Here is a 25,634-nt window from a genome sequence, read left to right as displayed (position 1 = left end):
CGCCAACTCCATGTTCTGACTGGCGTTTTCCCACGTGCAACAAAAGTGGGCGTTAAGCTAGCACGACGAAAGGCAACTTTACACCGGCAAAACGCTGTAAAACCGCCACTGCCACCGGTTTTTACGCGACAAAAACCTCGTTTGGCCTTCTCAACTGTCCACCATCGCCAACGCCTCTTCGACATCCACCGCTACCAGTCGCGAACAACCGGGTTCGTGCATCGTCACGCCCATCAACTGGTCGGCCATTTCCATGGCGATCTTGTTGTGGGTGATGTAGATGAACTGCACGGTTTCCGACATTTCCTTGACCAGCCGCGCGTAACGCCCGACGTTGGCATCGTCCAGCGGTGCGTCCACTTCGTCGAGCATGCAGAACGGAGCCGGATTGAGCTGGAAGATCGAAAAAACCAGCGCCAGCGCCGTCAATGCCTTCTCGCCGCCGGACAGCAAATGGATGGTGCTGTTCTTCTTTCCCGGTGGACGCGCCATGATGGTCACCCCGGTATCGAGTAGATCTTCGCCGGTGAGTTCCAAATATGCGCTGCCACCGCCGAAAACTTTCGGGAAAAGCGCCTGCAGGCCGGCGTTGATCTGGTCGAAGGTTTCCTTGAAACGATTGCGCGTTTCCCGATCGATCTTGCGGATAACGTTTTCCAGGGTATCCAGCGCTTCGACCAGGTCGGCGTTCTGGGCATCCAGGTAGCGCTTGCGCTCGGATTGCTGCTGGTATTCCTCGATGGCTGCCAGGTTGATCGCGCCGAGCCGCTGGATGCGCCCGGCCATCTGCTCCAAAGCTTGCTCCCAGGCCGTCTCGCTGGCGTCATCGGGCAAAGTGGCGAGCACGCCGTGCAGGTCATAGCCCTCTTCCTGCAACTGATCCTGCAGGGCCTTGCGGCGCACGTTCAGCGACTGCCACTCCAGGCGCTGCTGCTCCAGCTGGCCACGCAGCAATTGCGATTGCTGTTCGGCCTGAGTGCGGCGCTTCTCGGCGTCACGCAGCTCGCGGTCGGCATCTTCCAGGGCGAGGCGCGCCAGACGCAGCTCCTCTTCGACGCCCATGCGCCGCTCCAGCAGCTCTTCGAGTTTCAGGCGCAACTCTTCCAGCGGTGCAGCGCCCTCTTCCAGGTTCAGGTCGAGCTGCTCGCGCTTTTCCGTGAGGCGTTCGGATTGCAGTTCGAGGCGTTCCAGAGCCTGGCGGGTAGAATCGTGCTGGGCGCGCAACGAACCCAGGCGCACGGCCAACTGGTGGGCGTGATCCTTGTGCTGGCGCGCCTCCTGGCGGACACGATCAAGCCGCTCGCGCAAAGCATCGCGGCTGGCCAGCAGGCTTTCGCGCTGCTCGGTATCCAAGGCCATGCTGTCGAGGGCGTCCTGCAGGTACAGGCGCGCCTCACCCAACTGTTCGGTTTCCATGGCCCGTTGCTCGGCCAGCTCCTGCTGCTCGGCCTCGATGCGCCGACGCCGCAGCAACAACTGTTCGGCCTTGGCCTGACCGGCCGACAGCCGCGCCTTGAGCTCGCCCAGGCGGCGCGCCTGATCCTGCAACTGGCGGCGCTGCTGCTCACGCAATTCTTCTTCCTGACGCTGGCGCTCGCGCAGGGCCTGCAGGTTTTCCTCCAACAGCGCCAGCGCGGCCTCGCGCTCGTCCCGCTCCAGACCCAAGCTCTCCAGCTCCTGGGCCCGGGCCAGGACGCCGCTCTGCGCCTCGCTGGCACGCCGCACACGCAGAAAGTGCCGGCCCACCCAATAGCCATCGCGGCTGACCAAGGTTTCGCCGGATGCCAGCGTGGCGCGTTCGGCCAAGGCCTGATCGAGGTTTTCGACCGGGCGCACGCGGCCCAGCCAGGGCGCCAGGTCCACGGGGGATTCGACCTTGTCCAGCAGGCTGCCGGGGATGCGCTGGCCATCGCCGGCAGCCGACACCAGGCGCAATTCGCCCTGCTTGAGGGCGGCGAAATCCAGCCCGCTGAAATCGTCCTGCAAGACGGCCTGAAGGTCGGCGCCGAGCACGGTTTCCACCGCCAGCTCCCAGCCGGCTTCCACCCGCAGGCCTTCGGCCAGGCGTGGGCGCTGCTCGAGGCCATTGTCGCGCAACCATTGCGCCGTGCCCTTGCCCGGATCCAGCGCAGCTTGCTGCAAGGCTTCCAGAGACGCGAGGCGACCGCTGAGGCGTTGTAGCTCGCCCTGGGCCTGCTGCTGCGCCTGGCCGGTATGTTGCAGTTCGTCACGCAATTGCTGCAGGCGCTCGGCCTGCTCGGCTTCCTGTTCCTGTAACTGCTCCAGGTCCAGCTCGCCGACGGCGATCTCCTCGCCCAGCTCGATGATCGCCGCATCTTCCGGGTCGGCGGCCAGTTGCTGTAACTCATCGCCCAAACGACGCTGGCGTTCGCTGAGGCGCTCCAGGCTCTGCTCCAGCTGTTGGATGCGCGACTGCTGCACCTCGGCCTGGCGACGCGGCTCGGCGCTGCGCTGGTTGAAGGCTTCCCATTGTTCCTGCCAGCCGTGCATGCCGGTCTCGGCTTCTTCCAACGCAGCAGCGGACTCCTCGGCAGCCGCCGCGGTGATCTCCTGCTCCGGTTCGAGCATGGCCAGTTCTTCACCGAGGGTAGCCAGCAGGGTACGGTCGTGGCCCAGGTGCGATTCGGTCTCCAGGCGCGCGCGCTCGGCTTCACGCAGGTCGTCCTGCAACTGGCGCAGGCGCTGCTGACCATGCTGGATGCTCTGTTCGACCCGGGCGATATCGCCGCCCACCGAGTAGAAGCGTCCCTGCACCAGGTTGAACCGCTCGGACAGCTCATGGTGGCCGTCACGCAGCCGTTCGATGCTGGCGTCGGCGTTGCGCTGCTCGGCCACCAGCGCCTCGAAGGAAACCTCCTGGTTGCCGATCACCGCCTCGCGCTGGCCGACCTGCTCGTTCAGCGTCTGCCAGCGCAGCGCGGTCAGTTGCGCCTTGAGCTGACGTTCCTCGGCCTTGTATTCCTGATACTTCTCGGCCGCCTGGGCCTGGCGGTGCAGGCGCTCGAGCTGGCGTTCCAGTTCTTCACGCAGGTCGGTCAGGCGCGCCAGGTTTTCCTGGGTACGACGGATGCGGCTCTCGGTCTCGCGGCGGCGCTCCTTGTACTTGGAGATGCCCGCCGCTTCTTCGATGAAGTTGCGCAGTTCCTCCGGCTTGGCCTCGATCAGTTTGCTGATCATGCCCTGCTCGATGATCGAGTAACTGCGCGGGCCCAGGCCGGTGCCGAGGAAGATATCGGTGATGTCGCGACGACGGCATTTCACGCCGTTGAGGAAATAGGTGTTCTGGCTGTCGCGGGTCACCCGGCGGCGAATGGAAATTTCCGCGAAGGCTGCGTACTCGCCGGTCAGGGTGTTGTCGCTGTTGTCGAAGATCAGCTCGATGCTGGCCTGGGTCACCGGTTTACGGGTGTTGGAGCCGTTGAAGATGACGTCGGTCATCGACTCGCCACGCAGGTTCTTCGCCGAGCTTTCGCCCATCACCCAGCGCACGGCATCGATGATGTTGGACTTGCCGCAGCCGTTAGGACCGACCACCGCCGCCATGTTGCTGGGGAAGTTCACCGTGGTGGGGTCGACGAAGGACTTGAAGCCCGCCAGTTTGATGGATTTCAGACGCATGCGCGAGCGCTCGCCGAGACGGCAACCAGGTTGGCAGGGAAGTCAGCGGCGCACAGCGTCATAAATGTCCTTGAGGCGCGATGCTTGGGGAGCGTGAGGCCTGACCAATGGCCAGAAGGGCCGGGAGTTTAGCACAGCCAGGACGCCAGCAAGCCCCGCGCATATCTACAGGGAACGCCGCCGCTTCGCCGGCATCCAATCGCCAGGCCAGCGCAATCGCCTGGCGCGTTTTCTTCGTCCGAGGTTTTCCATGCAGACGTACGCATGCGCAGCGAAACTGGATCGCCTGAATTTCTTTCTGGCTGACGTTCGCGACGGCCTCGGGCCTTACCTGGCTATATACCTGCTCTCGGTACACAAATGGCAGGCCGGCGACATCGGCCTGGTCATGGCCCTCGGTGGGCTGGCCGGCCTGGCCGCGCAGATTCCCGCCGGCGCGCTGGTGGACTGGGTGCGCGACAAGCGCCTGCTGGTCGCAGCCGCTTCCATTCTGGTCACCCTCGCCTGCCTTGTCACCCTGTGGCAGGCGCAATTCGCCTGGGTGGCGATCAGCCAGATCGCCGCCGGCATGGCCTCCTCGGTGTTCGCCCCGGCGCTGGCCGGCATCACCCTGGGCATCGTCGGGCCGAAGGCGTTCACCCGACGTATTGCCCGCAACGAATCCTTCAACCACGCCGGTAACGCCACCGCCGCGCTGCTCGCCGGTCTGTTCGCCTACCTGTGGGGGCCGGTCGCGGTGTTCTACCTGATGACCGCCATGGCCGTGCTCAGCCTGCTGTCGGCATTGAGCATTCCAGCCCGCGCCATCGACGCCGACCAGGCCCGGGGCCGTGAAAGCGGCTCGGCGATGACGCCGCTGCGCCAGCTGCTCACCCAGCCGCCGCTGGTGCTGCTGGCGCTGTGCTGCGCGCTGTTTCACCTGGCCAACGCCGCGATGTTGCCGCTGGTGGGGCAGAAACTCGCGCTGGCCAACCCGGAGCTGGCGACCACGCTGATCTCGGCCTGTATCGTCGCCGCCCAACTGGTGATGATTCCGGCGGCCATGCTGGTCGGTGCCCGCGCCGATCGCTGGGGGCGCAAGCCGCTGCTGCTGGCCGGCTTTCTGATCCTGCCGATCCGCGGCGTGCTGTACACGCTGAGCGACGACCCGGTCTGGCTGGTATCGGTGCAATTGCTCGACGGCATCGGCGCTGGCCTGTTCGGCGCCTTGATCCCGCTGATGGTGCGCGACCTGACCCACGGCAGCGGCCATTTCAACGTCAGCCTGGCCAGCGTGAGCCTGGTGTTCGGCATCGGCGCGTCGCTGAGCAACGGCCTGGCCGGTTATGTCGCCGAGGCCAGCGGCTACGACAGCGCCTTCCTGGTGCTGGCGGCCGTGGCTGGCTGCGCCGTGCTCCTGCTGCTGGGCATGCCGGAAACCCTCAGGGCCGACACGATAGAGCACGAACTCGACGACGCAGCGCCGCGCACCGCCACCTGACCGCCAGGTCAACATTCGCCTCGGACGAGGTTGTCGCCACCGCCCTTGTCCCGCAAAATCTCCGCTCAACGCGGTGCGCGCGTCGCATCGATGCGCGCACGCCTGCGGCGGCGCCGCCCGCGACCGCCCTGCACCGCTCTATCGGATCTGTATCGAGGCCCCATGTCCACTACGCTTCACGCCTACCGCGGCGCCATCCTGCACAGCCTCGCCGATCCGGCCGAGGTCGGTATCGAGGCGTCCTACGCCTATTTCGAGGACGGCATCCTGCTGGTCGAGGATGGCAAGGTTCGCGACGTGGGCCCGGCGGAGGACCTGCTGCCGTGTTTGGCCGGCGTCGCCCTGAGCCATTACGAGAACGCACTGATCACCCCGGGCTTCATCGACACCCACATCCATTTCCCGCAGACCGGCATGATCGGCGCCTACGGCGAGCAACTGCTCGACTGGTTGAACACCTACACCTTCCCGACCGAGATGCGTTTCGCCGACCAGGCCCATGCCCGCGAAGTGGCCGAGGTGTTCGTCAAGGAACTGCTGCGCAACGGCACCACCACCGCGCTGGTGTTCGGCAGCGTGCACAAGCAGTCGGTGGACGCCCTCTTCGAGGTGGCCAGCGCACTGGACCTGCGCATGATCGCCGGCAAGGTGCTGATGGACCGTAACGCCCCCGAGGCGCTGACCGATACGGTGGAATCGGGCTACGCCGACAGCCGTGAACTGATCCAGCGCTGGCACGGCAAGGGCCGCCTGCACTATGCGGTGACGCCGCGTTTCGCGCCGACCAGCACGCCGGAGCAACTGGCCATGGCCGGGCGCCTGCTGGGCGAATACCCGGACCTGTACCTGCACACGCACCTGTCGGAAAACCGCCAGGAGATCGAGTGGGTCAAGGAGCTGTTCCCGGACAACGGCGGCTACCTGGACGTCTACGACAAGCACCAGCTCACCGGCCCACGCTCGGTGTTCGCCCACGCCGTACACCTGTGTGACGCCGAATGCCAGCGCCTGGCAGAGACCGGGTCGGCGGTGGCCTTCTGCCCGACCTCCAACCTGTTTCTCGGCAGCGGCCTGTTCGACCTCAAGCGCATGGAGCAGCACAAGGTCCGCGTCGGCCTGGGTACCGACATCGGCGCCGGTACCAGCTTCTCGCAACTACGCTCGCTCAGCGAGGCCTACAAGATCATGCAGTTGCAGGGCCAGAAGCTCGACCCGTTCAAGTCGCTATACCTGGCGACCCTGGGCAGCGCCCGGGCGCTGTATCTGGACGAGCGCATCGGCAACTTCGCAGCCGGCAAGGACGCGGACTTCGTGGTGCTCGACTACCAGGCCACGCCGCTGATCGACTACCGCCTCAAGCAGAGCGGCAACCTGGCCGAACGGTTGTTCGCGTTGATTACCCTGGGAGATGACCGGGTGATCAGGGAGACCTTTGCTGCGGGGAACAGCGTGCATCGCAGGGATGGCTGATGGGGACCCTATAGGTGCCTGCTTGCGGACGCGAATCAGAGTGCCCCCAGGGATGGGCACAATCGCATCGTGGGAGCCGCGACCCGCGGCGAATCGGGTGTAGGACGCCAATATTGCAGTAAGGCCGCCATCGATTCGCGCCGAGGTCGGCGCTCCCACATGATTGGTGGTGCATCCGCGATCACTGTATTCACCTGGCCTTGCAGCAGCGCCGGCAGGCTAGTTTCCGTCGGGCGGCGCTTTAGTTCCGGGAACCAATTACCGATACCGGATAGATCGCGGTGTAGGCACCACCGTCCACGCTCAGGGTTCGGCAATCGACGCCATACACGGCGGCCAGGTGCTCGGGGGTGAGCATCTCGTCGGTGGTGCCGCAGCCGTGCACGCGGCCCCGGTCGATCATCAGCGCGTCGTCGGCATAGCGGCTGGCCAGGTTCATGTCGTGGAAAATCGCCAGGGTGACGATGTTCTCGCGCCGCGTGTAGGCGCTGACTGCCTCGAGCATGTGCAACTGGTTGGCCAGGTCCAGCGCCGAGGTCGGCTCATCGAGCAACAGCAGGCGGGGGCTGCGCACCAGCGCCAGGGCGAGGGAAATCATCTGTCGCTCACCGCCGGACAGTTGCCCCGGCTGCTTTTCGGCGAAGCGTTGCAGGCCCAGCAGGTCGAGCACTTCACTGGCGCGCCGCTGGCTGTCGCGCTGGGTCGACCAGCCCCGCGCGCCGCCATGCTGTGCCAGCAGGAGCAATTCGTAGGTCGACAGGCGCACGTCGAGGTGGGCCATGTCCTGAGCCACATAGCCGATCAGGCTCGCGCGCAGCGCCGGCTCCAGGCCGAGCAGCTGGGTGCCGTCGATGGTCGCCGAACCTTCGGCACGCAGCAGACCACATAGCCCCTTCATGAACGTCGACTTACCCGCGCCATTGGCGCCTAGCAGTGCCAGGGTGCGGCCCGCTTCGGCACGCACGGCGAAGTCGCGGATGATCGGCCGGCCGCCGATGGACACGCGATAATCCTCGGTGACGAAACTCATCGGGACGTCAGCCTCCGGTCGCGCAGGATCAAGATGATGAAGAACGGCAGGCCGATCAGCGAAGTGACCATGCCGATGGGCAGCACGGCGCCCGGCACGATCAGCTTGCTGGCCAGCGACGCCAGGGTGACGAAGATGACCCCGCAGGCCAGGGTCACGCCGATGGTGAAACGCTGATCCTCGCCGACCAGCAGGCGCGCCACGTGGGGCGCCACCAGACCGACGAAACCGATGATGCCGACCACCGAAGTCACCGCCCCGGCGAGCAGCGCGGCCAGCACCAGCATGCTGGTGCGCACGCGCTTGACGCGAATGCCGAACACCACCGCCTGCTCGCCAAAACTGCGCAGCGCGGTCAGCGCCCAGGCCTGCATCAGCACCAGCGGTACCGCCACCAGGGCGATGGCGGTGCACAGCGCGACCTTGGTCCAGGTCACGTGCAACAGCGAACCCATCAGCCAGAACACGATGCTCTGCAGCTGGTCGACGCTGGACACGTACTGCACGAGCCCCAGCAACGAGCTGAACACGAAATGCACGGCGATGCCCAACAGGGTGATGGCCTGCAGGCCGATCTGCCCGCGGGTCAGCAACAGGATCACGCCGACGGTGAGCAGCGAGAACAGAAACGCGTTGGCGGTCACCAGCATTTCCGCACCGAAGCCCGGCAACCACTGCGCCAGGGACAGGTTGAAGGTCAGCGCCAGCGCCGCGCCGAAGCCCGCCGCCGAGGAAATGCCGAGGGTGAAGGGCTCGGCCAGCGGATTGTCGAGCACCGTCTGCATGATCAGCCCGGCCAGCGCCAGACAAGTGCCGGCCAGCACCGCCATCAGCGTCATCGGCATGCGCAGCTCCCAGAGGATGACCCGCGTCGAGTCGTCCACCTGGTCCGGCATGAACAGGCCTTGCAGCGCATCGGCGAAGCTCAGGGTGCCGGAGCCGACGACGAGATCCGCGACGAAGGCGATCAGCGCCACCAGCAACAGGCCGACCAGCAGCAGGCTGCGCTGCCAGACCGCGCGGGCGTAGCGCTGTTGATAGCCGGCATCGACCGGCGCCGCAGCGGCCGCCGGGTCACTCACCGGCCGGCGCCTGGCCGAACAGAATCGCGGGCACCTCGCCAAGGCCGGTCATGCTCAGCAGTGCTCGGGTGCTGGCGGCGTGATCCAGGCCGGCAGCGGCTTGCGGATAGAAGGCCTGGGCCAGGTACTCGACCGCCAGGATGTTCCAGGCGCTGGCATAGAACTGGTGGTACACGCCATACACGCGGCCGTGCTGTACCGCGCTCAATTGCTGCATGCCGGGGCGCTGCAGCAGCTGTTTCATGGCTTTGTCGATCGCCGCCTGCTGCACCGTCGGGCCAAAACCGAAGGGTGGCGAAATCGAGGCGCTGCCCGAGAACTGGGTGCCGCTCATCACGTAGACGTCGGGCTTCTTGCTGATCACCGTCTCCAGGGTGACGTCGCCGGTCACGCCAGGCAACAGCTGGCTGCCGAGGTTATCGCCACCGGCCGCCTGTATCAGCTTGCCCCAGTACACGTCGCCGTGGGTGAAGCAGCAACTGCTGGCGCCACCCTGCCCGGCCTTGGCCTCGACGAACACCAGCGGGCGCTTGCCCTGTTCGGCGATCAGTTTGTCGACCTTCGCCAGGCGCGCCTTGTAGAAATCCAGGTACTCGCTGGCGCGGGACTCGCGGTTGAGCACCTTGCCCAGCAGGGCCACGCTCTGCTGGCCGTTGGGTACCGGATCCAGATCGCTGTCGACGTAGATCGCCGGAATCTTCAGCGCCGCCAGCTTGCGCTCGACGCCTGCGCCTTCCAGGGATTTGCGCGCGCGCAACTGGAACACCAGCAGGTCGGGTTTGCCGGCGACCACGGCTTCGAGGTTCATGTCGCCCTCATCACCGAACTGCATGTCGACAGCCCGCCCGGCGCTCTGCGGCCAGCGTTTCTGGAAGACCTGCCAGGTGTTCGGATCGGAACGCTTGATGATGTTGTTCCACACCGTGATGCGTGCGAACGGGTCTTCGCGATCCAGCAGCGCCAGGCCGAACAGATCGCGCCCATCCTGCAGGACGATGCGCTTGGGCTCGTGTTCTATGGTCACCTGGCGACCCGCCAGGTCCGTGACGGTTAACGGATAGTCGGTGGCCTGGGCAACAGCGCTGCACAGCAGGCACAGGGCGGCCGTGAGACGGACGAGAAGCGCGGGGATGGTCATGGAGGGATCGAGCCTTTTACTGCGCGGATGAACGGACGGCGGGCGTCGGCGGCGAAAACAGAAACATAGAGTAACAAAGGCGCCGCACAACGTCATTAAGAACCATTATCGATGGACGGTTCGAATCCATTCACGCCGTCAGCTGCGCCGATCTAACTGGGCTTGCACGGCCCTGCTAGGGTGGCATCGCCGCAGGCGGCACAGACGAATTGCAGGCACAAAAAAGGATGCCCGCAGGCATCCTCTTTCCAACTCAGCGCCGATCAGCTGGCGCGCGCGGAATCGCGCAGTGCCTTGACCTGATCATGGTTGCGCTGCACGCCTTGCAGTTGCTTCTCGAGCACGACGCGGACGTTGCTCGGCAGGTCTTTCTGCAGGGCTTCACGATAGGCCTTCAGGGCGACGTCTTCACCACGCTCGCACTCGTTGAGGATGGCCTCTTCGCTCTTGCCGGTCAGCAGCGACTTGAGGTCCACCCAGCCGCGGTGCAGAGCACCGGAAACGCTGGAGCTGGTTTCCGGGTCGCCGCCCAGGCCACGGACCAGTTGCTGCAGCTCGGCGGCTGCGCTGGCACAGTCCTGCGAGCGCTGAACGAAGAAAGTTTTGAGGCGCGGCTCTTTCACGTCTTCGGCACACTCGCTGAAGCCTTTCTCGCCGTCTTTGCTGGTTTCGATCAGGTCATTCAGTACCGAAATAACGTCTTTGTTATCCACTTTGAATCTCCTCGTCGCTTCAGAAAAAAGCCCGTATGGGCCGCTCCCTTAAGTGGAGTGGGCGCCTGTTGCGGAGGTTCAGGGCAAATTCTGGCGGGTCGGTCAGGCGGCGCTCAATCGGCCATGGGCAAAGGCCCGCGCCGCCTGGGCGCGAACCGCTCGTCTGGATGACGAAAAGGCGAAGAAAGCGAAACGGCTCAGCCGCCGGTCATGCTCATGAAGCGTATAACCTGCACCTGCTCGTCGGTTTCGAAGTGGTGGCGCTCGGGCTTGAGCTGCAGCGCACCGACCAGGGCCTCGCGCAGACGCTCGCTGTCGCCGGGATGGGCGCGCATCAAGCCGCGCAGATCCAGGGCGTTGTCGTGGCCCAGGCAAAGCACCAGCTTGCCTTCGGCGGTGACGCGCACGCGGTTGCAGTCGCCGCAGAAGTTGTTGCTGTGCGGCGAGATGAACCCCACGCGGGTGTCGCTGCCGCCGACCTGCCAATAGCGTGACGGCCCTCCAGTGACATGGCTGCTGCGCACCAGCGCATGACGCGTTTCGATGCGTTCGCGCACCACTTCGCTGGAGCAGAAGGTCTGTTCGCGCTGATGGCTGACCACGCTACCCAGCGGCATCTCTTCGATGAAGCTGATGTCCAGGCCGCGGGCCATGGCGTATTCGACCAGGCCCAGCACCTCGTCGTCGTTGCGCCCGGTTTGCACCACGCTGTTGAGCTTGATGCGCTTGAAGCCCGCTGCTGCTGCTGCGTCGATGCCAGCCAACACCTGGTCGAGCATGTCGCGGCGGGTGAAGGCGGCAAAGCGCTCACGCTGCAACGAATCGAGGCTGACGTTCAACCGGGTGACGCCCGCGGCGCGCAGGTCGTTGGCCATGTGCGAAAGCTGCGAGCCGTTGGTGGTGATCGACAGGTCCTCGAGCTCGGGGCGCTCGCCCAGGCGGCGCAACAGGCTCAACAGGTTCTTGCGCACCAGCGGCTCGCCGCCGGTGATGCGGATACGTTTGACGCCCAGCCCGATGAACGCGTCGGCGACGTTGTACAGCTCTTCGAGGCTGAGGATCTGCGAACGCGGCGCGAACACCATGTCTTCGCTCATGCAGTAGGTGCAGCGGAAGTCGCAGCGATCGGTCACCGAGAGTCGCAGGTAGGTAATGCGTCGGCCAAAGGGATCGACCAACTGCGTCGTGTGCATCGTTCCGATCTCCCGGCCTCGTGGCCAGCTGGAAGTGGCTGCCGCCAATGCGACAGAAGGCAGCTCAGAGGGCTGCGCAGTGACGCCGAGTTTATCACGCCTGCCCCGGCGCCGCGCCGTTCCCCGGGTCGCACCCTGTCGGGTCGGACAACATCGCCCACACATTCAGTGACACAACCGGGCTTACCCGCGTAGCTGCAAAAGCACCTCGCGATGCTGGCGAGTTTTGCAGCAGGCCGCAGCCGACGGGCCTCACAGCGATTTGCCGAGCGCCCCGACAACCGCTGCGCACGCCCGGCGGAAAGGTCGAACCGGGTTTCCCGCGCCTGGGTCACACAGGCAGACCTCAGGACGACTGGCAATGGAGGGCACCGATGCCACTGCTGAAACTGCTGCATTTCACCGCGCTGATCGCCTGGTGCGGCACCCTGCTGTACCTGCCCGCGCTGATCGCTGCCAGTTGTCGCAGCGCCCAGAGCACGGAGCGCCCGGGCCACCCCGAGATCAACCGCACGATCTTCACACTGATCGCCACGCCGGCTGCACTGATTGCCATCGGCAGTGGCACCGCGCTGTTCCTGCGCGATGGCACCTTTGGCATCTGGCTGGTGGCCAAGCTTACCGCCGTGGCGGTCATGGTCATCTGCCATGCGCTGTGCGGCCTGCTGATCCTGCAGTGCGAACGTCAGCCCCGCCCTGCCCTGACCGTCGCCTGCGCGGCATTGGGCGGCATCACCTTCGGCATGATTGCCGCCACGCTGTGGCTGGTGCTCGCCAAACCTTTCTGAACCAGGAGCTACCCACCCATGAATGCAGGCGGGCCTCAGCCAGACCTACTCGACGTCGACACCCACGGCATGCTCATAGACCAGGCGCCCACCCAGGTACGCGGCGATGGCGATCAGCCCGGCAGTGAACAACGACAGGTAGAACGCCCAGATCTCGAAACCATCCTCGCCGTGGCGGTAGCGCAGCATCCAGTTCAGCGACGCCAGGGACAGCATCATCACGGCGATGATGGCGTGGCACCAGGCGCTGATCTTCTGGCGGATGCGCCGTACGGTCAGCAGGTCGATCATTCCGGCGATGCTGGCAATCCAGCCGCCGGCTGCACCAACGCCGGCCAGCCAAAGGCTGGCACGCGCCCAGAATGGGTCGGTGCTCCAGAAGTAGGCGAAATCGGTAGCCACCAGGCCCAGCAGCGCGGCCACCGGGAAGTGGATCATCATCGGGTGCAGCGGGTGCCCGGCGATGGCGGCGCGACTGATGATGGATTCTTGTTGCTCAGCCATGGCGGCCTCCCTGTCGGTTGGAAAGAGGGTCGCGGATACCCGACCCTAATCAAGTTGACCGCACTGGCCTCAGCAGTTCCGATTATCTCCGCGTGCAGTGGTGACCAATCGATTCTGGCCCCGGCCGGCCCGGTGGCGCGCGATATCGCCCTGTTGTGGTGGGCCATGTGCGGCTTCTTCACGCTGGTGTTGGTGGTGGTCAGCGCCATCTGGATCTACGCCCTGTGGCGCAAGCCACGCGAGTATTCGGCCGATGAGACCCGGCGCATCCAGCGGCGGTGGCTGATCGGTGGCGGCATCCTGCTACCCTCGGTCACCATCGTCCTGCTGCTGGCATTCGGCATCCCGGTGGGCCAGCGCATGATGCAGCTGCCGCTACTCGGCGACCGACCGCTGCAGATCGAGGTGATCGGCCATCAGTGGTGGTGGGAGGTGCGCTACCCGGACAGCGGCGTGGTGACCGCCAATCAGTTGCACCTGCCGGCCGGGCGCCCTGTCGATATCTCCGTGAGCAGCGCCGACGTGATCCACGCCTTCTGGGTGCCGCGCCTGGGCGGCAAGATCGACATGATCCCCGGTCGCGAGAACCGCATCCGCCTGCAGGCCGACAAGCCGGGTACCTTTCGCGGCCAGTGCACGGAGTTCTGCGGCACACAGCACAGCCATATGGTGCTCGATGTGCAGGCCCACAGCGAAGAGGACTTCGCGGCCTGGCTCGATGCGCGCCGCGAGCCGCAAATCCAAGCCGTGCAAGGCCCGGCCGCCGACACTTTTCTCGCTCACTGCGGGATGTGCCACCGAGTGGCCGGCGTCAGTGCCGGTAACCGTGGCCCGGATCTCACCGACCTGGCCAGCCGCCGCCACCTCGGCGCCGGCCTGCTGCCCAACGAGCCCGGCGCCACGCTGACCTGGATACGCGAGCACGGCCACTTGAAACCGGGTACCGGCATGCCGCTGACCGACGACCTCGATGCCGAGCACCTGCAGGCCATCGCCACCTGGCTGGAGGGCCTCGAACCATGAGCGCAAGCGACGACAACCAGCGCGATAACCGCGAAACCCAGTGCCGCGAAACGGCCGACGCCGATGCTCTGCACGACCAGTTCAACGAGGTGTGGGGCAACCCGCGCGGCTGGCGCGCGCTGACCATCGTCAACCATACAACCCTGGGCTTACGCTTCATGGTCACCGGCCTCGGTTTCTTCATCTTCGGCCTGCTGCTGGCGATGCTGATCCGCACCCAACTGGCACTGCCGGGCAACGCGTTCATGGGCCCGGAGATGTACAACCAGGTATTCACCATGCACGGCACGGTGATGATGTTCCTGTTCGCCGTGCCGATGATGGAAGGCCTGGCGGTGTACCTGCTGCCCAAGATGCTCGGTGCCCGGGATCTGGTGTTCCCGCGTCTGTCGGCGCTGGGCTATTGGTGCTACCTGTTCGGCGGACTGATCATCTGTTCCAGCCTGCTGTTCGGTGTGGCGCCCAATGCCGGTTGGTTCATGTACACGCCGCTGTCCAGCGCTGCGCATTCGCCAGGCATCAACGCCGACTTCTGGCTCCTGGGCATCACCTTCGTGGAGATTTCCGCGGTGTCGGCCGGGGTCGAGCTGGTGGTGTCGATCCTGCGCACCCGCGCCGAGGGCATGGCGCTGAACAGGATGCCGATCTATGCCTGGTACATCCTGACCATGGCGATGATGATCGTCATCGGCTTTCCGCCCCTGATCCTGGGCAGCATCCTGCTGGAACTGGAGCGCGCCGCCGGCCTGCCGTTCTTCGAAGTGGCGCGCGGCGGCGATCCGCTGCTGTGGCAGCACCTGTTCTGGCTGTTCGGCCACCCCGAGGTATACATCATCTTCCTGCCAGCGGCTGGCATCGTCTCCACCTTGCTGCCGGTGTTCTGCGGCCGCCCGCTGGTGGGCTACCGCGCTGTGGTGCTGGGCGTGCTGAGCACCGGCTTCATCAGCTTCGGTCTGTGGGTGCACCACATGTTCACGGTGGGCATTCCGCAACTGGCCCAGGCGTTCTTCTCGGCGGCGAGCATGCTGGTGGCGATTCCCACCGCGATCCAGGTGTTCTCGTGGATCGCTACGCTGTGGCTCGGCAAACCGCGCTACAACGTGCCGATGCTGTGGCTGGTGGGCTTTCTGATCATCTTCGTGTGCGGCGGGCTGACCGGGGTGATGCTGGCGCTGGTGCCGTTCGACTGGCAGGTGCACGACACGCACTTCGTGGTCGCCCATTTCCACTACGTGCTGATCGGCGGCATGCTGTTTCCGCTGATCGCCGGGCTGTACTACTGGCTGCCGCACTTCTCCGGGCGCATGGCCTCCGAGCGTCTGGGCAAGTGGGGCTTCTGGCTGGTGTTCATCGGCTTCAACATGACCTTCCTGATCATGCACTGGACCGGCCTCCTGGGCATGCCACGGCGGGCGTACACCTACGAGAGCGGCCTGGGCTGGGATATGCCCAACCTGATCTCGTCGATCGGCAGCTTCATCATGGTGATCGGCATCGCCACCCTGCTGCTCGATCTGGTGCTGCACTATCGCTACGGCAAACCTGCGGGCAACAATCCCTGGCAGGCCGACACCCTGGAATGGGCCACTGCCCTGCCACCCAACCCGTACAACTTCGTCAGCCTGGCTAAGGTCACCGACCGCCATCCGCTGTGGCGCGACCCGGATCTGGGCGAAAGCATGGCCCGCGGCGAACATGCGCTGACGGTGATCGACCACGGCCGCCGCGAAACCTGGGGCGTCGACCCGCTGACCGGCAAGGTACGGGAGATCATCCACCTGCCCGGCAACAGCTGGCTGCCGTTCATCGCTGCCTGCTTCATCGCCGTGCTGTGCCTGAGCCTGCTGGCCAAGACCTACCTGCTGGCGCTGATCGCCTGCTTCGCGTCGATCGGGGTGCTGCTGCGCTGGAGCTGGGAGAACGGCGCCCACCCCAAGGCCGCACCGGATGCCCAGACCCAGCCCGGCGAGCCGCCGCTGCATTCGCGTACCTGCGATGGGCCGGGCCTGTGGGGCATGGGCGTGACGCTGCTGTCCAACGGTGCGCTGTACCTGTCGCTGCTGTTCGGCTGGTTCTACCTGTGGACGGTAGCGCCAAACTGGCTGGTGCCCGATGCGCCCGTGTTCAACCACTGGCTACTGCTGGCTGCCGCCCTGCTGCTGAGCCTGGCTACGCCCTGGCATCGGCGGGTGCTGGCACGACTGCGCCGCGGCGATGCCCGCGGCTTGTTCGCTTGCCAGGTCGGCCTGGCCGTGGTCGGCCTGATTCAGAGCGTTCTGTTGCTGGTCGCCTTGCTCAGCGAATCACTGGAGCCGACCGTGCGCGCCCATGATGCAGTGATCTTCGTGATGCTCGCCTACAGCCTCGGCCATGCCCTGCTCGCCAGCACCCTCAGTGTCCTGCAGGCGCTGCGCGTACGCATCGGTTACGTGGGCGGCGAGTCGCCCTACGAACCGCTGGTGGTCGCCCAGCTGTGGGGCTACAACCTCGGCGTGCTGTGGGTCAGCTACTTTGCCATCGCCCTGTTCCCACCTGCTTTCGGAGGCGCCTGATGCAAAGCCTGCGTTCGCTCTACAACCCGATCCACGTCGCCAGCGGGCTGAGCATCTGGAGCCTATGGTTCGTGGCCCTGTATGGCGGCCAGGGCGTCGGCTGTTCGGTGGCGCCGCCGCCTCTGGAAGACGGCCCGTGGACCTGGCTGAACCTGGCACTGGCGCTGCTCTCGTTGCTGGCCACAGGTCTGCTGCTGGCACTGGCACGGCTGTTTCTCCGGGCTGCCAAACGCCCCGGCTGCAACGAGCGCGAGCGTTTCGTGGCCAGCGTCTCGGCGGGCGGGCACCTGATTGCCGCCATCGCCGTGGCGTTCATCTCCCTGCCGATCATGGTGCTGCCGCCGTGCGCTTGAAGTCGCAGCGAACCTGCTGGAACGCCACCTAAGCTAGCAACGCGCGATCAGCCCGAGAGGCGATAAACAACTCTTCCAAAGGCTTGGTGATCGCCATGCTGCGCGAGAGAAGTATTGGCTACGCACCCTGCGGAAGCGGGCGGGGACGCCCAATCCATGCCCGCTAATGGTAGATGCCTCACCTCACCGTGGTGAGGTGACCATCAAGGCACTCGCCTAGCCGCGCTCGGCAGGCGCCGAAGTCAGTTCGAAGGGGCTGTTGCTACGCCGCTGATTGCGATCTTCACGCGGCGTGGCGCCAAAGAAGTTGCGGTAGGCGCTGGAGAAATGCGGCCCCGAGGAGAAGCCGCAGGACAGGCCGATCTGGATGATCGACTTGCTGGTCTGCATCAGCAACTGGCGCGCTTTGTTCAGGCGCAGCTCCAGGTAATACTGACTGGGCACACGGTTCAGGTACTGCTTGAAGATGCGTTCCAGCTGGCGACGCGAGACGCACACGTGCTGGGCGATCTCGTCGGTGGTCAGCGGCTCCTCGATATTGGCCTCCATCAGCAGCACGGCCTGGGTCAGCTTGGGGTGGCTGGAGCCGAGGCGATTTTGCAGCGGAATGCGCTGGCGCTCGCCACCCTCACGGATGCGTTCGACCACCAGCTCCTCCGACACCGCACCGGCCAGCTCGGCGCCGTGGTCACGGGCCAACAGAGCCAGCAGCATGTCCATCACCGCCATGCCGCCACAGGCTGTGAGGCGGTCACGGTCCCAGTCGAACAGGTGGCTGGTAGCGATGACCTTGGGGAAACGCTCGGCGAAGTCGTCCTGCCACCGCCAGTGCACGGATGCCCGATAACCATCGAGCAGCCCCAGTTGCGCCAGAGGGTAAACGCCCGCCGCTACCGCGCCGAGGCAACAGCCGTTGCGCGCCACCTGCTTGAGCGCGGTGGCCAGCGCCGGCGCCACGCTGGCCGGTGGCTCGTCGGCGAGCAGGAACAGCTTGCGATAACCTTCCAGGCCTGCCGTCCAGGAACTGCCCGGCAGACGCCAGGCACCGTCACTGGGCGCCTCGGCCTGCAGGAACGAAACCTCGTAGACCACCTCCGGATGGACGCGCTGGGCGACGCTCAAGGCCTCTTCCGCCAGCGCCAGGGTCAGGGGCTTGGTGGAGGGCCAAAGCAGGAAGCCGATTCGGGGGGCAGTCATGATGGGCAGGTTGGGCTCTGAAGGCAGTGATAGGTCGGGAATGATAACGCCAACTATTTGAGGCTGCCGCTGAGGAACTGTTGCAGCCGTTGAGACTGCGGATTGGCCAGCACCTCGCGCGGGTCGCCACGCTCCTCCACCAGACCCTGATGCAGGAACAGCAGTTGATTGGACACTTCGCGGGCAAAGCCCATCTCGTGGGTGACCACCACCATGGTACGCCCTTCATCGGCCAGGTCGCGCATTACCTTGAGCACGTCGCCGACCAGCTCGGGGTCCAGCGCCGAAGTCGGTTCGTCGAACAGCATCACTTCCGGCTCCATGGCCAGGGCCCGGGCGATCGCCACACGCTGCTGCTCGCCGCCACTCATATGGGCGGGATAGGCGGTCTTGCGATGGGCCACGCCGACCTTCTGCAGGTAGTGCTCGGCCTTGTCGCGGGCCTCGGCCTTGCCCATGCCCAACACGTGCACCGGCGCTTCCATGACGTTTTCCAGCACGTTCATGTGCGACCACAGGTTGAAGTGCTGAAACACCATGGAAAGCCGCGAGCGCAGGCGCTGTAGCTGTTTGTCATTGGCGGCGCGCAGGGCGCCGTCCTTGCCGGGCACCAGTTCGAGCGCCTCGCCGTTGAGCAGGATCTGCCCGGCGTGGGGCTGCTCGAGCAGGTTGATGCAGCGCAGGAAGGTGCTCTTGCCCGAACCACTGGAGCCGATGATGCTGATCACGTCACCGGCTTTGGCCGCCAGCGACACGCCCTTGAGCACCTCGTGGCTGCCGTAGCGCTTGTGCAGGTCCGTCACTTCGAGCTTGTACATGCTTTTCACTCTTTCAGAAGTCCGAGGGCTCAGGAACGCCGCGGCGCCAGATAGGCCAGCCAGCGACGCTCGGCCAGTTTGAACAGGCGCACCAGGACGAAGGTCAGGCACAGATAGAACAGGCCGGCGGTGATGAATGCCTCGAACGGCAGGTAGTACTGGGAGCTGACGGTGCGCGCCGCGCCGGTGATGTCGATCAGGGTGACGATCGACGCCAGGCTGGTGGTGTGCAGCATCATGATCACTTCGTTGCTGTACTGCGGCAGTGCGCGGCGTAACGCCGACGGCAGGAGGATGCGGCGGTACAACTTGGCCCGCGACATGCCCATGGCCTTGGCCGCCTCGATCTCGCCGTGGGGCGTGGCTTTCAGGCTGCCGGCGAGAATCTCGGCGCTGTAGGCGCTGGTATTGATGGCGAACGCCACGCAGGCGCAGAAGGTGGCGTTGGACAGGTACGGCCACAGCACGCTCTCGCGCACTGCCTCGAACTGGGCGAGGCCGTAATAGACCAGAAACAGCTGCACCAGCATCGGCGTGCCACGAATCACGTAGGTGTACAGCCAGGCCGGCCCGTTGACCCACGGCGAGCGTGAGGTGCGCATCAGCGCCAGGGGAATGGCCAGCAGCAGGCCGAAGAACAGCGCGATGGCCAGCAGCTTGAGGGTCACCAGTACGCCGCCGAAATACAGCGGCAGGCTGTCCCAGATGACAGTGTAATCGAAGATCATCGTGCGGCCCTCACAGTTCGGCAACCTTGGTGCCGACCGAGTAGCGTTTTTCCAGATAACGCAGGGCCAGCAGCGAGACGCTGGTGATCAGCAGGTACAGACCGGCCACCGCCAGGTAGAAGGTGAACGGCTCGCGAGTGGCGTCGGCGGCGCTCTTGGCCTTGAACATCATGTCCTGCAGGCCGACCACCGAAATCAGCGCGGTGGCCTTGGTGAGCACCAGCCAGTTGTTGGTGAAGCCCGGAATGGCGAAGCGGATCATCTGCGGCACCAGAATGCGCATGAACACCTGAAAGCCGCTCATGCCATAAGCTGCGCCCGCCTCCGCCTGGCCCTTGGGGATGGCCATGAAGGCGCCGCGGAAGGTCTCGGACAGATAGGCCCCGAAGATGAAGCCCATGGTGAACACACCGGCGACGAAGGGGTTGATGTCGATGTACTCGTCATAGCCGAGCATCGGTGCGAGCCGGTTCACCATGTCCTGGCCACCGTAGAAGATCAACAGGATCAGTACCAGGTCGGGAATGCCGCGGATCACCGTCGAATAGGTCTCCCCCAGCACCGCCAGCCAGCGCACCGGCGACAGCCGAAACGCCGCGCCGATCAGGCCGAGCACGATCGCCACCGCCATCGAGGTCAAGGCCAGAATCAGGGTGAGCCAGGCGCCCTCGATAATGGACGAGCCGTAGCCGTTGAGCATCCGCTTACCTCATGCGTGCGCCCGCAGGCGCCGGAAATGCAACGCAAAAGTGGCACGCGCCTGAAAAAGCGTGTGCCACCTCCAACAAGAAATCACGATATCGCGAGCTAGAGCCATGCCAGGCAACAGTCAGGCGAGGACAATTTCGTACAAGAGCATCCGAGCCTGACTTCTAATACCGCATGGCCGAAGCGCAGCAGATCGTGGTCTTACTTGCCGTAGACGTCGAAGCTGAAGTACTTGTCCTGAATGGCCTTGTACTTGCCGTTGGCGCGGATCGCTAGGATCGCGGCGCTGATCTTCTCGGCCAGCGCCTTGTCGCCCTTGCGCACGGCGATGCCCTGGCCCTCGCCGAAGTACTTCTCTTCGGTGAAGTCCGGGCCCACGAAGGCGAAGCCCTTGCCGGCGTCGGTTTTCAGGAAGCCGTCTTCGATGTTCACCGAGTCGGCGATGGTGCCATCCAGGCGGCCGGCGCTCAGATCCAGGAACACTTCGTTCTGCGAGCTGTAGCGCACGATCTCGGCACCAGCAGGCGCGAAGACGTCGGTAGCGTAGCGGTCATACACGGAGGAACGCTGCACGCCGATCTTCTTGCCCTTGAGGTCGGAGGCCACGTCGTTCATCACAGCCCCGCTCTTCATCGCCAGCTTGGCAGGCGTGGCGTAGTACTTGCCGGTGAAGTCCACGGCGCGCTTGCGCTCTTCGGTGATCGACATCGACGACAGCACGGCGTCGAACTTGCGTACTTTCAGCGCCGGAATCAGGCCGTCGAACTCCTGCTCGATCCATTTGCACTCGACCTTCATTTCTTCACACAGGGCCACGCCGATGTCGTAGTCGAAGCCGGTGATGTTGCCGTCGGGAGTCTTGTAGGCGAATGGCGGGTAAGCCGCTTCGATACCGATGCGCAGCGCCTTGGCCTCCTGGGCCATGGTCAGCGGCGACAGCAGGGATAGTGCCAGCGCGCCGAGCAGTGCGATCTTCTTCATGGGGAAGCTCCTGACAGGGATGGGGTTTCACTGGCCGCAAGGCGGGTAAGCCGGGCCATGGAAGGGTGACGTCGCCAGCGTAGCGCAGGGCTGCAGGCGGCGCACGGAAGTGCGGCATTCTAGCGATAGCGCGGCAGGCGATATTTCCCAGATGCGACAACTAATTACAGAACCCAGGGGGCAGCTGCCCGCCCATCTTGACAGAACAAAAAACAGCCAATTCTGACCAATCGGTTCAGTCGCCCGAGTCATCCACACGGGACAAAGACGAACGCCCCACACCGGTCAACCGGTGTGGGGCGTCGCATCAAAGCACGACTCGGATCAGGCGCAGGCGGCCTGCATCGACTTGTGGGTGTCGATCAGGTGTTGCACCACGCCCGGGTCGGCCAGGGTGGAGATGTCGCCGAGGCTGTCGTACTCGGCGGTAGCAATCTTGCGCAGAATGCGGCGCATGATCTTGCCCGAACGGGTCTTCGGCAGCCCTGGCGCCCACTGGATCACGTCCGGGGTGGCGATCGGGCCGATTTCCTTGCGTACCCAGGCCTTGAGTTCCTGGCGCAGCTGCTCGGACGGCTCCTGACCCTGGTTCAGGGTCACGTAGACGTAGATGCCCTGCCCCTTGATGTCGTGCGGCACGCCGACCACCGCCGCCTCGGCGACCTTCGGGTGAGCGACCATGGCGCTTTCCACTTCGGCGGTGCCCATGCGATGGCCCGATATGTTGAGCACGTCATCGACGCGACCGGTGATCCACCAGTAGCCGTCTTCGTCTCGGCGAGCACCGTCGCCGGTGAAGTACATGCCCTTGAAGGTCTTGAAGTAGGTGTCGACGAAACGGTCATGGTCACCGTACAGACTACGCGACTGGCCCGGCCAGGAATCGAGGATCACCAGGTTGCCCTCGGCGGCGCCTTCGATCAGGTTGCCCAGGTTGTCGACCAGCGCCGGCACCACGCCGAAGAACGGACGGGTCGCCGAGCCCGGCTTGAGCGCGGTTGCGCCCGGCAGCGGCGTGATCATGAAACCGCCAGTTTCGGTCTGCCACCAGGTATCGACGATCGGACAGCGCGACCGGCCGACCTTCTCGTAATACCAGTTCCAGGCTTCCGGGTTGATCGGCTCACCGACCGAGCCGAGCAGGCGCAGGCTGGAGCCGTCGGCACCGGCCACGGCCGCCTCGCCCTGGGCCATCATGGCGCGGATGGCGGTCGGCGCGGTGTAGAGGATGTTGACCTTGTGTTTGTCGATGATCTTCGACACGCGGGTCACGTCCGGGTAGTTGGGAATGCCTTCGAACAGCAGCGTGGTCGCGCCGTTGGCCAGCGGGCCGTAGACGATGTAGCTGTGGCCGGTGACCCAGCCGACGTCGGCGGTGCACCAGTAGATTTCGCCCGGCTTGTAGTCGAACACCCGCTCATGGGTCAGCGCGGCGTACAGCAGGTAGCCGCCGGTGGTGTGCAGCACGCCCTTGGGCTTGCCGGTGGAACCGGAGGTGTAGAGGATGAACAGCGCTTCCTCGGCACCCATTTCCTTCGGTGCGCAGACGCTGCCGGCGACCTTCATCAGGTCCTCGAACCAGATGTCGCGGTGCTGGTTCCACTTGATCTCGGAGCCGGTGCGCTGCACCACGATGACCTTCTGGATGCTGCGCGTCTCGGGGTTGGTCAGGGCGTCGTCGACGTTGGCCTTGAGCGGGATCTTCTTGCCACCGCGCAGGCCTTCGTCCGCGGTGATCACCACCTTGGACTTGCAGTCGATGATGCGGCCGGCCAGGGCTTCGGGCGAGAAACCGCCGAACACCACGGAGTGGATGGCGCCGATGCGTGCGCAAGCCAGCATGGCGACCACGGCCTCGGGAATCATCGGCATGTAGATGGTCACCACGTCGCCGCGGTGCACGTCCTGGCCGCGCAGGGCGTTGGCGAACTTGCACACCTGCTCGTGCAACTGGCGGTAGGTGATTTCCTTGTGCTCGGACGGGTCGTCGCCTTCCCAGATGATCGCGATCTGATCGCCGCGCTCTTCCAGGTGACGGTCCAGGCAGTTGTAGGAAACGTTGAGGGTGCCGTCGGCGAACCATTTGATGTCGACGTGGTGGTCGTCGAAGGACGTCTGTTTGACCTTGGTGAACGGCTTGATCCAGTCGAGGCGCTGAGCCTGTTCGCGCCAGAAGCCATCGGGGTTGATCACCGACTGCTGGTACATGGCCTTGTAGGTGGCCTCGTCGGTCATCGTATTGGCCGCCACCTCAGGGCGCACGGGATACAGGGACGCAGCACTCATTGAATCACCTCGGCTTTATTGATGTTGTTTTTCTATGGCGACATTTGTAACCATCGCTCCCCTGCTCAACCATTCGACCATGGTCTTAACGCTGCTAGACCTTGGTCGCAGCTCCTGCTGCCAAGCCACAAACGCCCGCAAACTTCTACGACCACCGCTGCCTGGCGCCAATTGCGAGACGCAGCGAGCATTCTTGTCGGACGACTTTCGCTAAGCTCTGCACAGCCATCCTGGACCCCGTAACGCCATGCCCTTCTCCACCCTGCGCACCCGCGGGCGCGCCCGGCGCCTGAGCACCTCGCTGGCGGTCGCGGCGTTGCCGTTGCTACTCGGCATACCGCTCATGTACTGGCAAGCCGCGACGCTGCTGCAAAGCCGCGCGGTGAAAAGCGCAGCCGATGCCCGCAAACAACTCGACGCCATGCTCGACGACGCAGCCCGCTCCGCCGGCCTGGTGCTGCCACTGGCCGGGCAAGCCTGTGAGAGCGTCGCGCAGACGCTGCGTAGCCAGGTGGCCGTCAGCCCGTTCTCGCGCTCGGTCAATCTGGTAGCGGACGGGCTGATCTACTGCACGTCGCTGATGGGCGCCTATGAACGGGACGAAGATACCGCCAGCTACGTTCGCGGCCAGCTGCGTCTGATGGCCGGCAACGCGGTCACGCCCGACCGCGCCGTACTGGTCTACCGACAGGCCGAGGGTAACCATGGCGTATTGATCGGTATCGACGGGCAGCACCTGATCAACCTGTTGCAGATCAACGGGCAGGAAGTGTCGCTGCAGATCGCCGTCGGCCAGAACTGGATTTTCGCCGATGGCCGGGTCACCGCCACGCCGCCCAGCGGTGAGCTCGAATACGCCACCCAGGCAGCCTCCTCGCGCTATCCCTTCAGGGTCGCCGCCGGCTACGCGCCCGGTGCCACGCTGCAGTACATGCAGGACCACTATCAGCCGCAGTGGCTGCTGTTCATGATCCTCGGTTGCCTGGCCGGCGCCGGCAGCTATCGGCTCGGCCTGCGCGCTACCTCTCCCGGCACGGCGCTCAAGCGCGCCCTGGAGGCCGACGAGTTCATCCCCTATTACCAGCCCGTGGTGGATGCCCAGACCGGCCACTGGCACGGCATCGAAACCCTGATGCGCTGGCAGCACCCGACCGAAGGCCTGGTGCCACCGGACCAGTTCATTCCCCTGGCCGAGCGCCTGGGCCTGATCGTGCCGATGACCCGCGCGTTGATGTGCCAGGTTCGCGAGGATTTCGTCGGGCGTGCCGAACACCTGCCCATGGGCTTTCATATCGGCATCAACATCACCGCTGCGCAATGCTGCGATCTGCACCTGGTCGACGAATGCCGGGACTTCCTGGCCGCCTTCGCGCCCGGGCAGATCACCTTGATCCTCGAGCTCACCGAGCGGCAGATGATTACGCCCACCGAGGTCACAGAACGGCTGTTCGCCGAATTGCGCCAGTTGGGCGTGCGCATCGCCATCGACGACTTCGGCACCGGGCATTCGAGCCTGGCCTACCTGCGCGAATTTCGCGTCGACGTGCTGAAGATCGACCGCAGCTTCATTTCGATGATCGATTCGCACTCGCTGTCCCGACATCTGCTCGACAACATCCTCGACCTGGCCACCCGCCTGCAGCTGGACCTGGTCGCCGAGGGCGTGGAAAGCGCGGAGCAGGTTCAGTACCTGACCCAACGTGATGTGCGCTATCTGCAAGGCTTCCACTTCGCCAGACCGATGCCCGCCGCCCCGCTGTTCGATACGCTGCGCACGCCGCCGACGGTATAGAACCGGGAAGCCCGGCGCTGTGGCCGGGCTTGTTTTTTCTTTTGCGACATAGCCTGTTCAACGGCCTGCGAGCGCAGCCGCCGCTGGGCAGGCGATCAGTTCATACCCAGCCAGTTCGGCAATGCCAGCGACACGAACGGCACGTACGTGACCAGGATC

At 64.9% G+C, this 25,634-nt stretch carries 20 protein-coding genes; 7 read left to right on the top strand and 13 right to left on the bottom strand.

Annotated features, from left to right (window positions below; all coding sequences use genetic code 11):
• Positions 1–150 precede the first annotated feature (150 nt).
• Positions 151–3,639 carry a chromosome segregation protein SMC gene (gene smc, locus BVH01_RS23955; protein WP_075932735.1) on the bottom strand — a complete coding sequence of 1,163 codons (3,489 nt, stop codon included), beginning with the start codon at positions 3,637–3,639 and terminating at the stop codon, positions 151–153.
• A gap of 250 nt (positions 3,640–3,889) precedes the next feature.
• Between smc and BVH01_RS23950 the strand changes: the two genes are divergently transcribed.
• Positions 3,890–5,119 (top strand): MFS transporter, encoded by a 1,230-nt coding sequence (locus tag BVH01_RS23950; protein ID WP_075932734.1) that lies wholly within the window; start codon positions 3,890–3,892, stop codon positions 5,117–5,119.
• A 162-nt stretch (positions 5,120–5,281) separates the two neighbouring features.
• Positions 5,282–6,589 carry a guanine deaminase gene (guaD, locus tag BVH01_RS23945; RefSeq protein WP_075932733.1) on the top strand — a complete coding sequence of 436 codons (1,308 nt, stop codon included), beginning with the start codon at positions 5,282–5,284 and terminating at the stop codon, positions 6,587–6,589.
• 241 nt (positions 6,590–6,830) lie between these two features.
• Here the strand turns inward: guaD and BVH01_RS23940 are convergent, their stop codons facing one another.
• The 5 genes from BVH01_RS23940 to moaA all read right to left on the bottom strand — a co-directional run bounded on the left by BVH01_RS23940 (position 6,831) and on the right by moaA (position 11,745).
• The gene (locus BVH01_RS23940; RefSeq protein WP_075932732.1) at positions 6,831–7,619 is read right to left on the bottom strand and encodes an ABC transporter ATP-binding protein; all 789 of its coding nucleotides are present in this window, start codon (positions 7,617–7,619) and stop codon (positions 6,831–6,833) included.
• Complete coding sequence (locus BVH01_RS23935) at positions 7,616–8,701, bottom strand: iron ABC transporter permease (RefSeq protein WP_075932731.1); 1,086 nt, start codon at positions 8,699–8,701, stop codon at positions 7,616–7,618. The genes BVH01_RS23940 and BVH01_RS23935 overlap by 4 nt, the downstream gene beginning before the upstream one ends.
• Complete coding sequence (locus BVH01_RS23930) at positions 8,694–9,839, bottom strand: ABC transporter substrate-binding protein (RefSeq protein ID WP_075932730.1); 1,146 nt, start codon at positions 9,837–9,839, stop codon at positions 8,694–8,696. The genes BVH01_RS23935 and BVH01_RS23930 overlap by 8 nt, the downstream gene beginning before the upstream one ends.
• A gap of 263 nt (positions 9,840–10,102) precedes the next feature.
• Entirely contained in the window at positions 10,103–10,552 is a 450-nt protein-coding gene (locus BVH01_RS23925; RefSeq protein WP_075932729.1) for a PA2169 family four-helix-bundle protein, read from the bottom strand.
• Positions 10,553–10,749: 197 nt separating this feature from the next.
• Positions 10,750–11,745, bottom strand: coding sequence for a GTP 3',8-cyclase MoaA (gene moaA, locus BVH01_RS23920; protein WP_075932728.1), 996 nt, complete (start codon positions 11,743–11,745; stop codon positions 10,750–10,752).
• Positions 11,746–12,119: 374 nt separating this feature from the next.
• On the opposite strand from moaA, the gene BVH01_RS23915 reads away from it, so the two are divergent.
• Entirely contained in the window at positions 12,120–12,533 is a 414-nt protein-coding gene (locus BVH01_RS23915; protein ID WP_075932727.1) for a CopD family protein, read from the top strand.
• 45 nt (positions 12,534–12,578) lie between these two features.
• On the opposite strand, the gene BVH01_RS23910 is transcribed toward BVH01_RS23915, so the two are convergent.
• Positions 12,579–13,037: a DUF2231 domain-containing protein gene (locus tag BVH01_RS23910; protein ID WP_075932726.1), complete on the bottom strand. Its 459-nt coding sequence runs from the start codon at positions 13,035–13,037 to the stop codon at positions 12,579–12,581.
• A gap of 132 nt (positions 13,038–13,169) precedes the next feature.
• Between BVH01_RS23910 and coxB the strand changes: the two genes are divergently transcribed.
• From coxB to BVH01_RS23895, 3 genes are read left to right on the top strand one after another with little or no spacing between them, the layout of a single operon-like run.
• Positions 13,170–14,060: a cytochrome c oxidase subunit II gene (coxB, locus tag BVH01_RS23905; protein ID WP_075932752.1), complete on the top strand. Its 891-nt coding sequence runs from the start codon at positions 13,170–13,172 to the stop codon at positions 14,058–14,060.
• On the top strand, positions 14,057–16,612 hold the full coding sequence (gene ctaD / locus BVH01_RS23900) for a cytochrome c oxidase subunit I (RefSeq protein ID WP_075932725.1): 2,556 nt from the start codon (positions 14,057–14,059) through the stop codon (positions 16,610–16,612). Before coxB ends, ctaD begins: the two co-directional genes overlap by 4 nt.
• Positions 16,612–16,965, top strand: a complete 354-nt coding sequence (locus BVH01_RS23895) for a hypothetical protein (protein WP_075932724.1) — start codon at positions 16,612–16,614, stop codon at positions 16,963–16,965. Before ctaD ends, BVH01_RS23895 begins: the two co-directional genes overlap by 1 nt.
• 216 nt (positions 16,966–17,181) lie before the next feature.
• On the opposite strand, the gene argR is transcribed toward BVH01_RS23895, so the two are convergent.
• The 6 genes from argR to acs all read right to left on the bottom strand — a co-directional run bounded on the left by argR (position 17,182) and on the right by acs (position 23,683).
• Positions 17,182–18,162, bottom strand: a complete 981-nt coding sequence (gene argR / locus BVH01_RS23890) for a transcriptional regulator ArgR (RefSeq protein WP_075932723.1) — start codon at positions 18,160–18,162, stop codon at positions 17,182–17,184.
• Positions 18,163–18,215: 53 nt separating this feature from the next.
• Positions 18,216–18,980, bottom strand: coding sequence for an ABC transporter ATP-binding protein (locus tag BVH01_RS23885; protein WP_075932722.1), 765 nt, complete (start codon positions 18,978–18,980; stop codon positions 18,216–18,218).
• Positions 18,981–19,009: 29 nt separating this feature from the next.
• Entirely contained in the window at positions 19,010–19,708 is a 699-nt protein-coding gene (locus BVH01_RS23880) for an ABC transporter permease (RefSeq protein WP_075932721.1), read from the bottom strand.
• Positions 19,709–19,718: 10 nt separating this feature from the next.
• Positions 19,719–20,408 carry an ABC transporter permease gene (locus BVH01_RS23875; protein WP_075932720.1) on the bottom strand — a complete coding sequence of 230 codons (690 nt, stop codon included), beginning with the start codon at positions 20,406–20,408 and terminating at the stop codon, positions 19,719–19,721.
• Between the two features lie 209 nt (positions 20,409–20,617).
• A complete protein-coding gene (locus tag BVH01_RS23870; protein ID WP_075932719.1) occupies positions 20,618–21,397 on the bottom strand; it encodes an ABC transporter substrate-binding protein in 780 nt (259 codons plus the stop codon).
• Between the two features lie 324 nt (positions 21,398–21,721).
• Entirely contained in the window at positions 21,722–23,683 is a 1,962-nt protein-coding gene (acs, locus tag BVH01_RS23865) for an acetate--CoA ligase (protein ID WP_075932718.1), read from the bottom strand.
• A gap of 247 nt (positions 23,684–23,930) precedes the next feature.
• Here acs and BVH01_RS23860 point away from each other — a divergent pair, with 247 nt between their 5' ends.
• On the top strand, positions 23,931–25,475 hold the full coding sequence (locus BVH01_RS23860) for a cyclic diguanylate phosphodiesterase (RefSeq protein ID WP_075932717.1): 1,545 nt from the start codon (positions 23,931–23,933) through the stop codon (positions 25,473–25,475).
• The last annotated feature ends 159 nt before the right edge of the window (positions 25,476–25,634 follow it).

This window comes from Pseudomonas sp. PA1(2017) (assembly GCF_001945375.1).
In the GTDB taxonomy this organism is placed as follows: domain Bacteria; phylum Pseudomonadota; class Gammaproteobacteria; order Pseudomonadales; family Pseudomonadaceae; genus Aquipseudomonas.
This window is presented reverse-complemented; position numbering and strand designations above follow the sequence as displayed.

Bases quoted from the DNA above. Each gene is read 5' to 3' on its own strand.
- smc (WP_075932735.1), bottom strand. From the start codon at position 3,639: ATGCGTCTGAAATCCATCAAACTGGCGGGCTTCAAGTCCTTCGTCGAC.
- BVH01_RS23950 (WP_075932734.1), top strand. From the start codon at position 3,890: ATGCAGACGTACGCATGCGCAGCGAAACTGGATCGCCTGAATTTCTTT.
- guaD (WP_075932733.1), top strand. From the start codon at position 5,282: ATGTCCACTACGCTTCACGCCTACCGCGGCGCCATCCTGCACAGCCTC.
- BVH01_RS23940 (WP_075932732.1), bottom strand. From the start codon at position 7,619: ATGAGTTTCGTCACCGAGGATTATCGCGTGTCCATCGGCGGCCGGCCG.
- BVH01_RS23930 (WP_075932730.1), bottom strand. From the start codon at position 9,839: ATGACCATCCCCGCGCTTCTCGTCCGTCTCACGGCCGCCCTGTGCCTG.
- moaA (WP_075932728.1), bottom strand. From the start codon at position 11,745: ATGCACACGACGCAGTTGGTCGATCCCTTTGGCCGACGCATTACCTAC.
- BVH01_RS23915 (WP_075932727.1), top strand. From the start codon at position 12,120: ATGCCACTGCTGAAACTGCTGCATTTCACCGCGCTGATCGCCTGGTGC.
- BVH01_RS23910 (WP_075932726.1), bottom strand. From the start codon at position 13,037: ATGGCTGAGCAACAAGAATCCATCATCAGTCGCGCCGCCATCGCCGGG.
- ctaD (WP_075932725.1), top strand. From the start codon at position 14,057: ATGAGCGCAAGCGACGACAACCAGCGCGATAACCGCGAAACCCAGTGC.
- BVH01_RS23895 (WP_075932724.1), top strand. From the start codon at position 16,612: ATGCAAAGCCTGCGTTCGCTCTACAACCCGATCCACGTCGCCAGCGGG.
- argR (WP_075932723.1), bottom strand. From the start codon at position 18,162: ATGACTGCCCCCCGAATCGGCTTCCTGCTTTGGCCCTCCACCAAGCCC.
- BVH01_RS23885 (WP_075932722.1), bottom strand. From the start codon at position 18,980: ATGTACAAGCTCGAAGTGACGGACCTGCACAAGCGCTACGGCAGCCAC.
- BVH01_RS23880 (WP_075932721.1), bottom strand. From the start codon at position 19,708: ATGATCTTCGATTACACTGTCATCTGGGACAGCCTGCCGCTGTATTTC.
- BVH01_RS23875 (WP_075932720.1), bottom strand. From the start codon at position 20,408: ATGCTCAACGGCTACGGCTCGTCCATTATCGAGGGCGCCTGGCTCACC.
- BVH01_RS23870 (WP_075932719.1), bottom strand. From the start codon at position 21,397: ATGAAGAAGATCGCACTGCTCGGCGCGCTGGCACTATCCCTGCTGTCG.
- acs (WP_075932718.1), bottom strand. From the start codon at position 23,683: ATGAGTGCTGCGTCCCTGTATCCCGTGCGCCCTGAGGTGGCGGCCAAT.
- BVH01_RS23860 (WP_075932717.1), top strand. From the start codon at position 23,931: ATGCCCTTCTCCACCCTGCGCACCCGCGGGCGCGCCCGGCGCCTGAGC.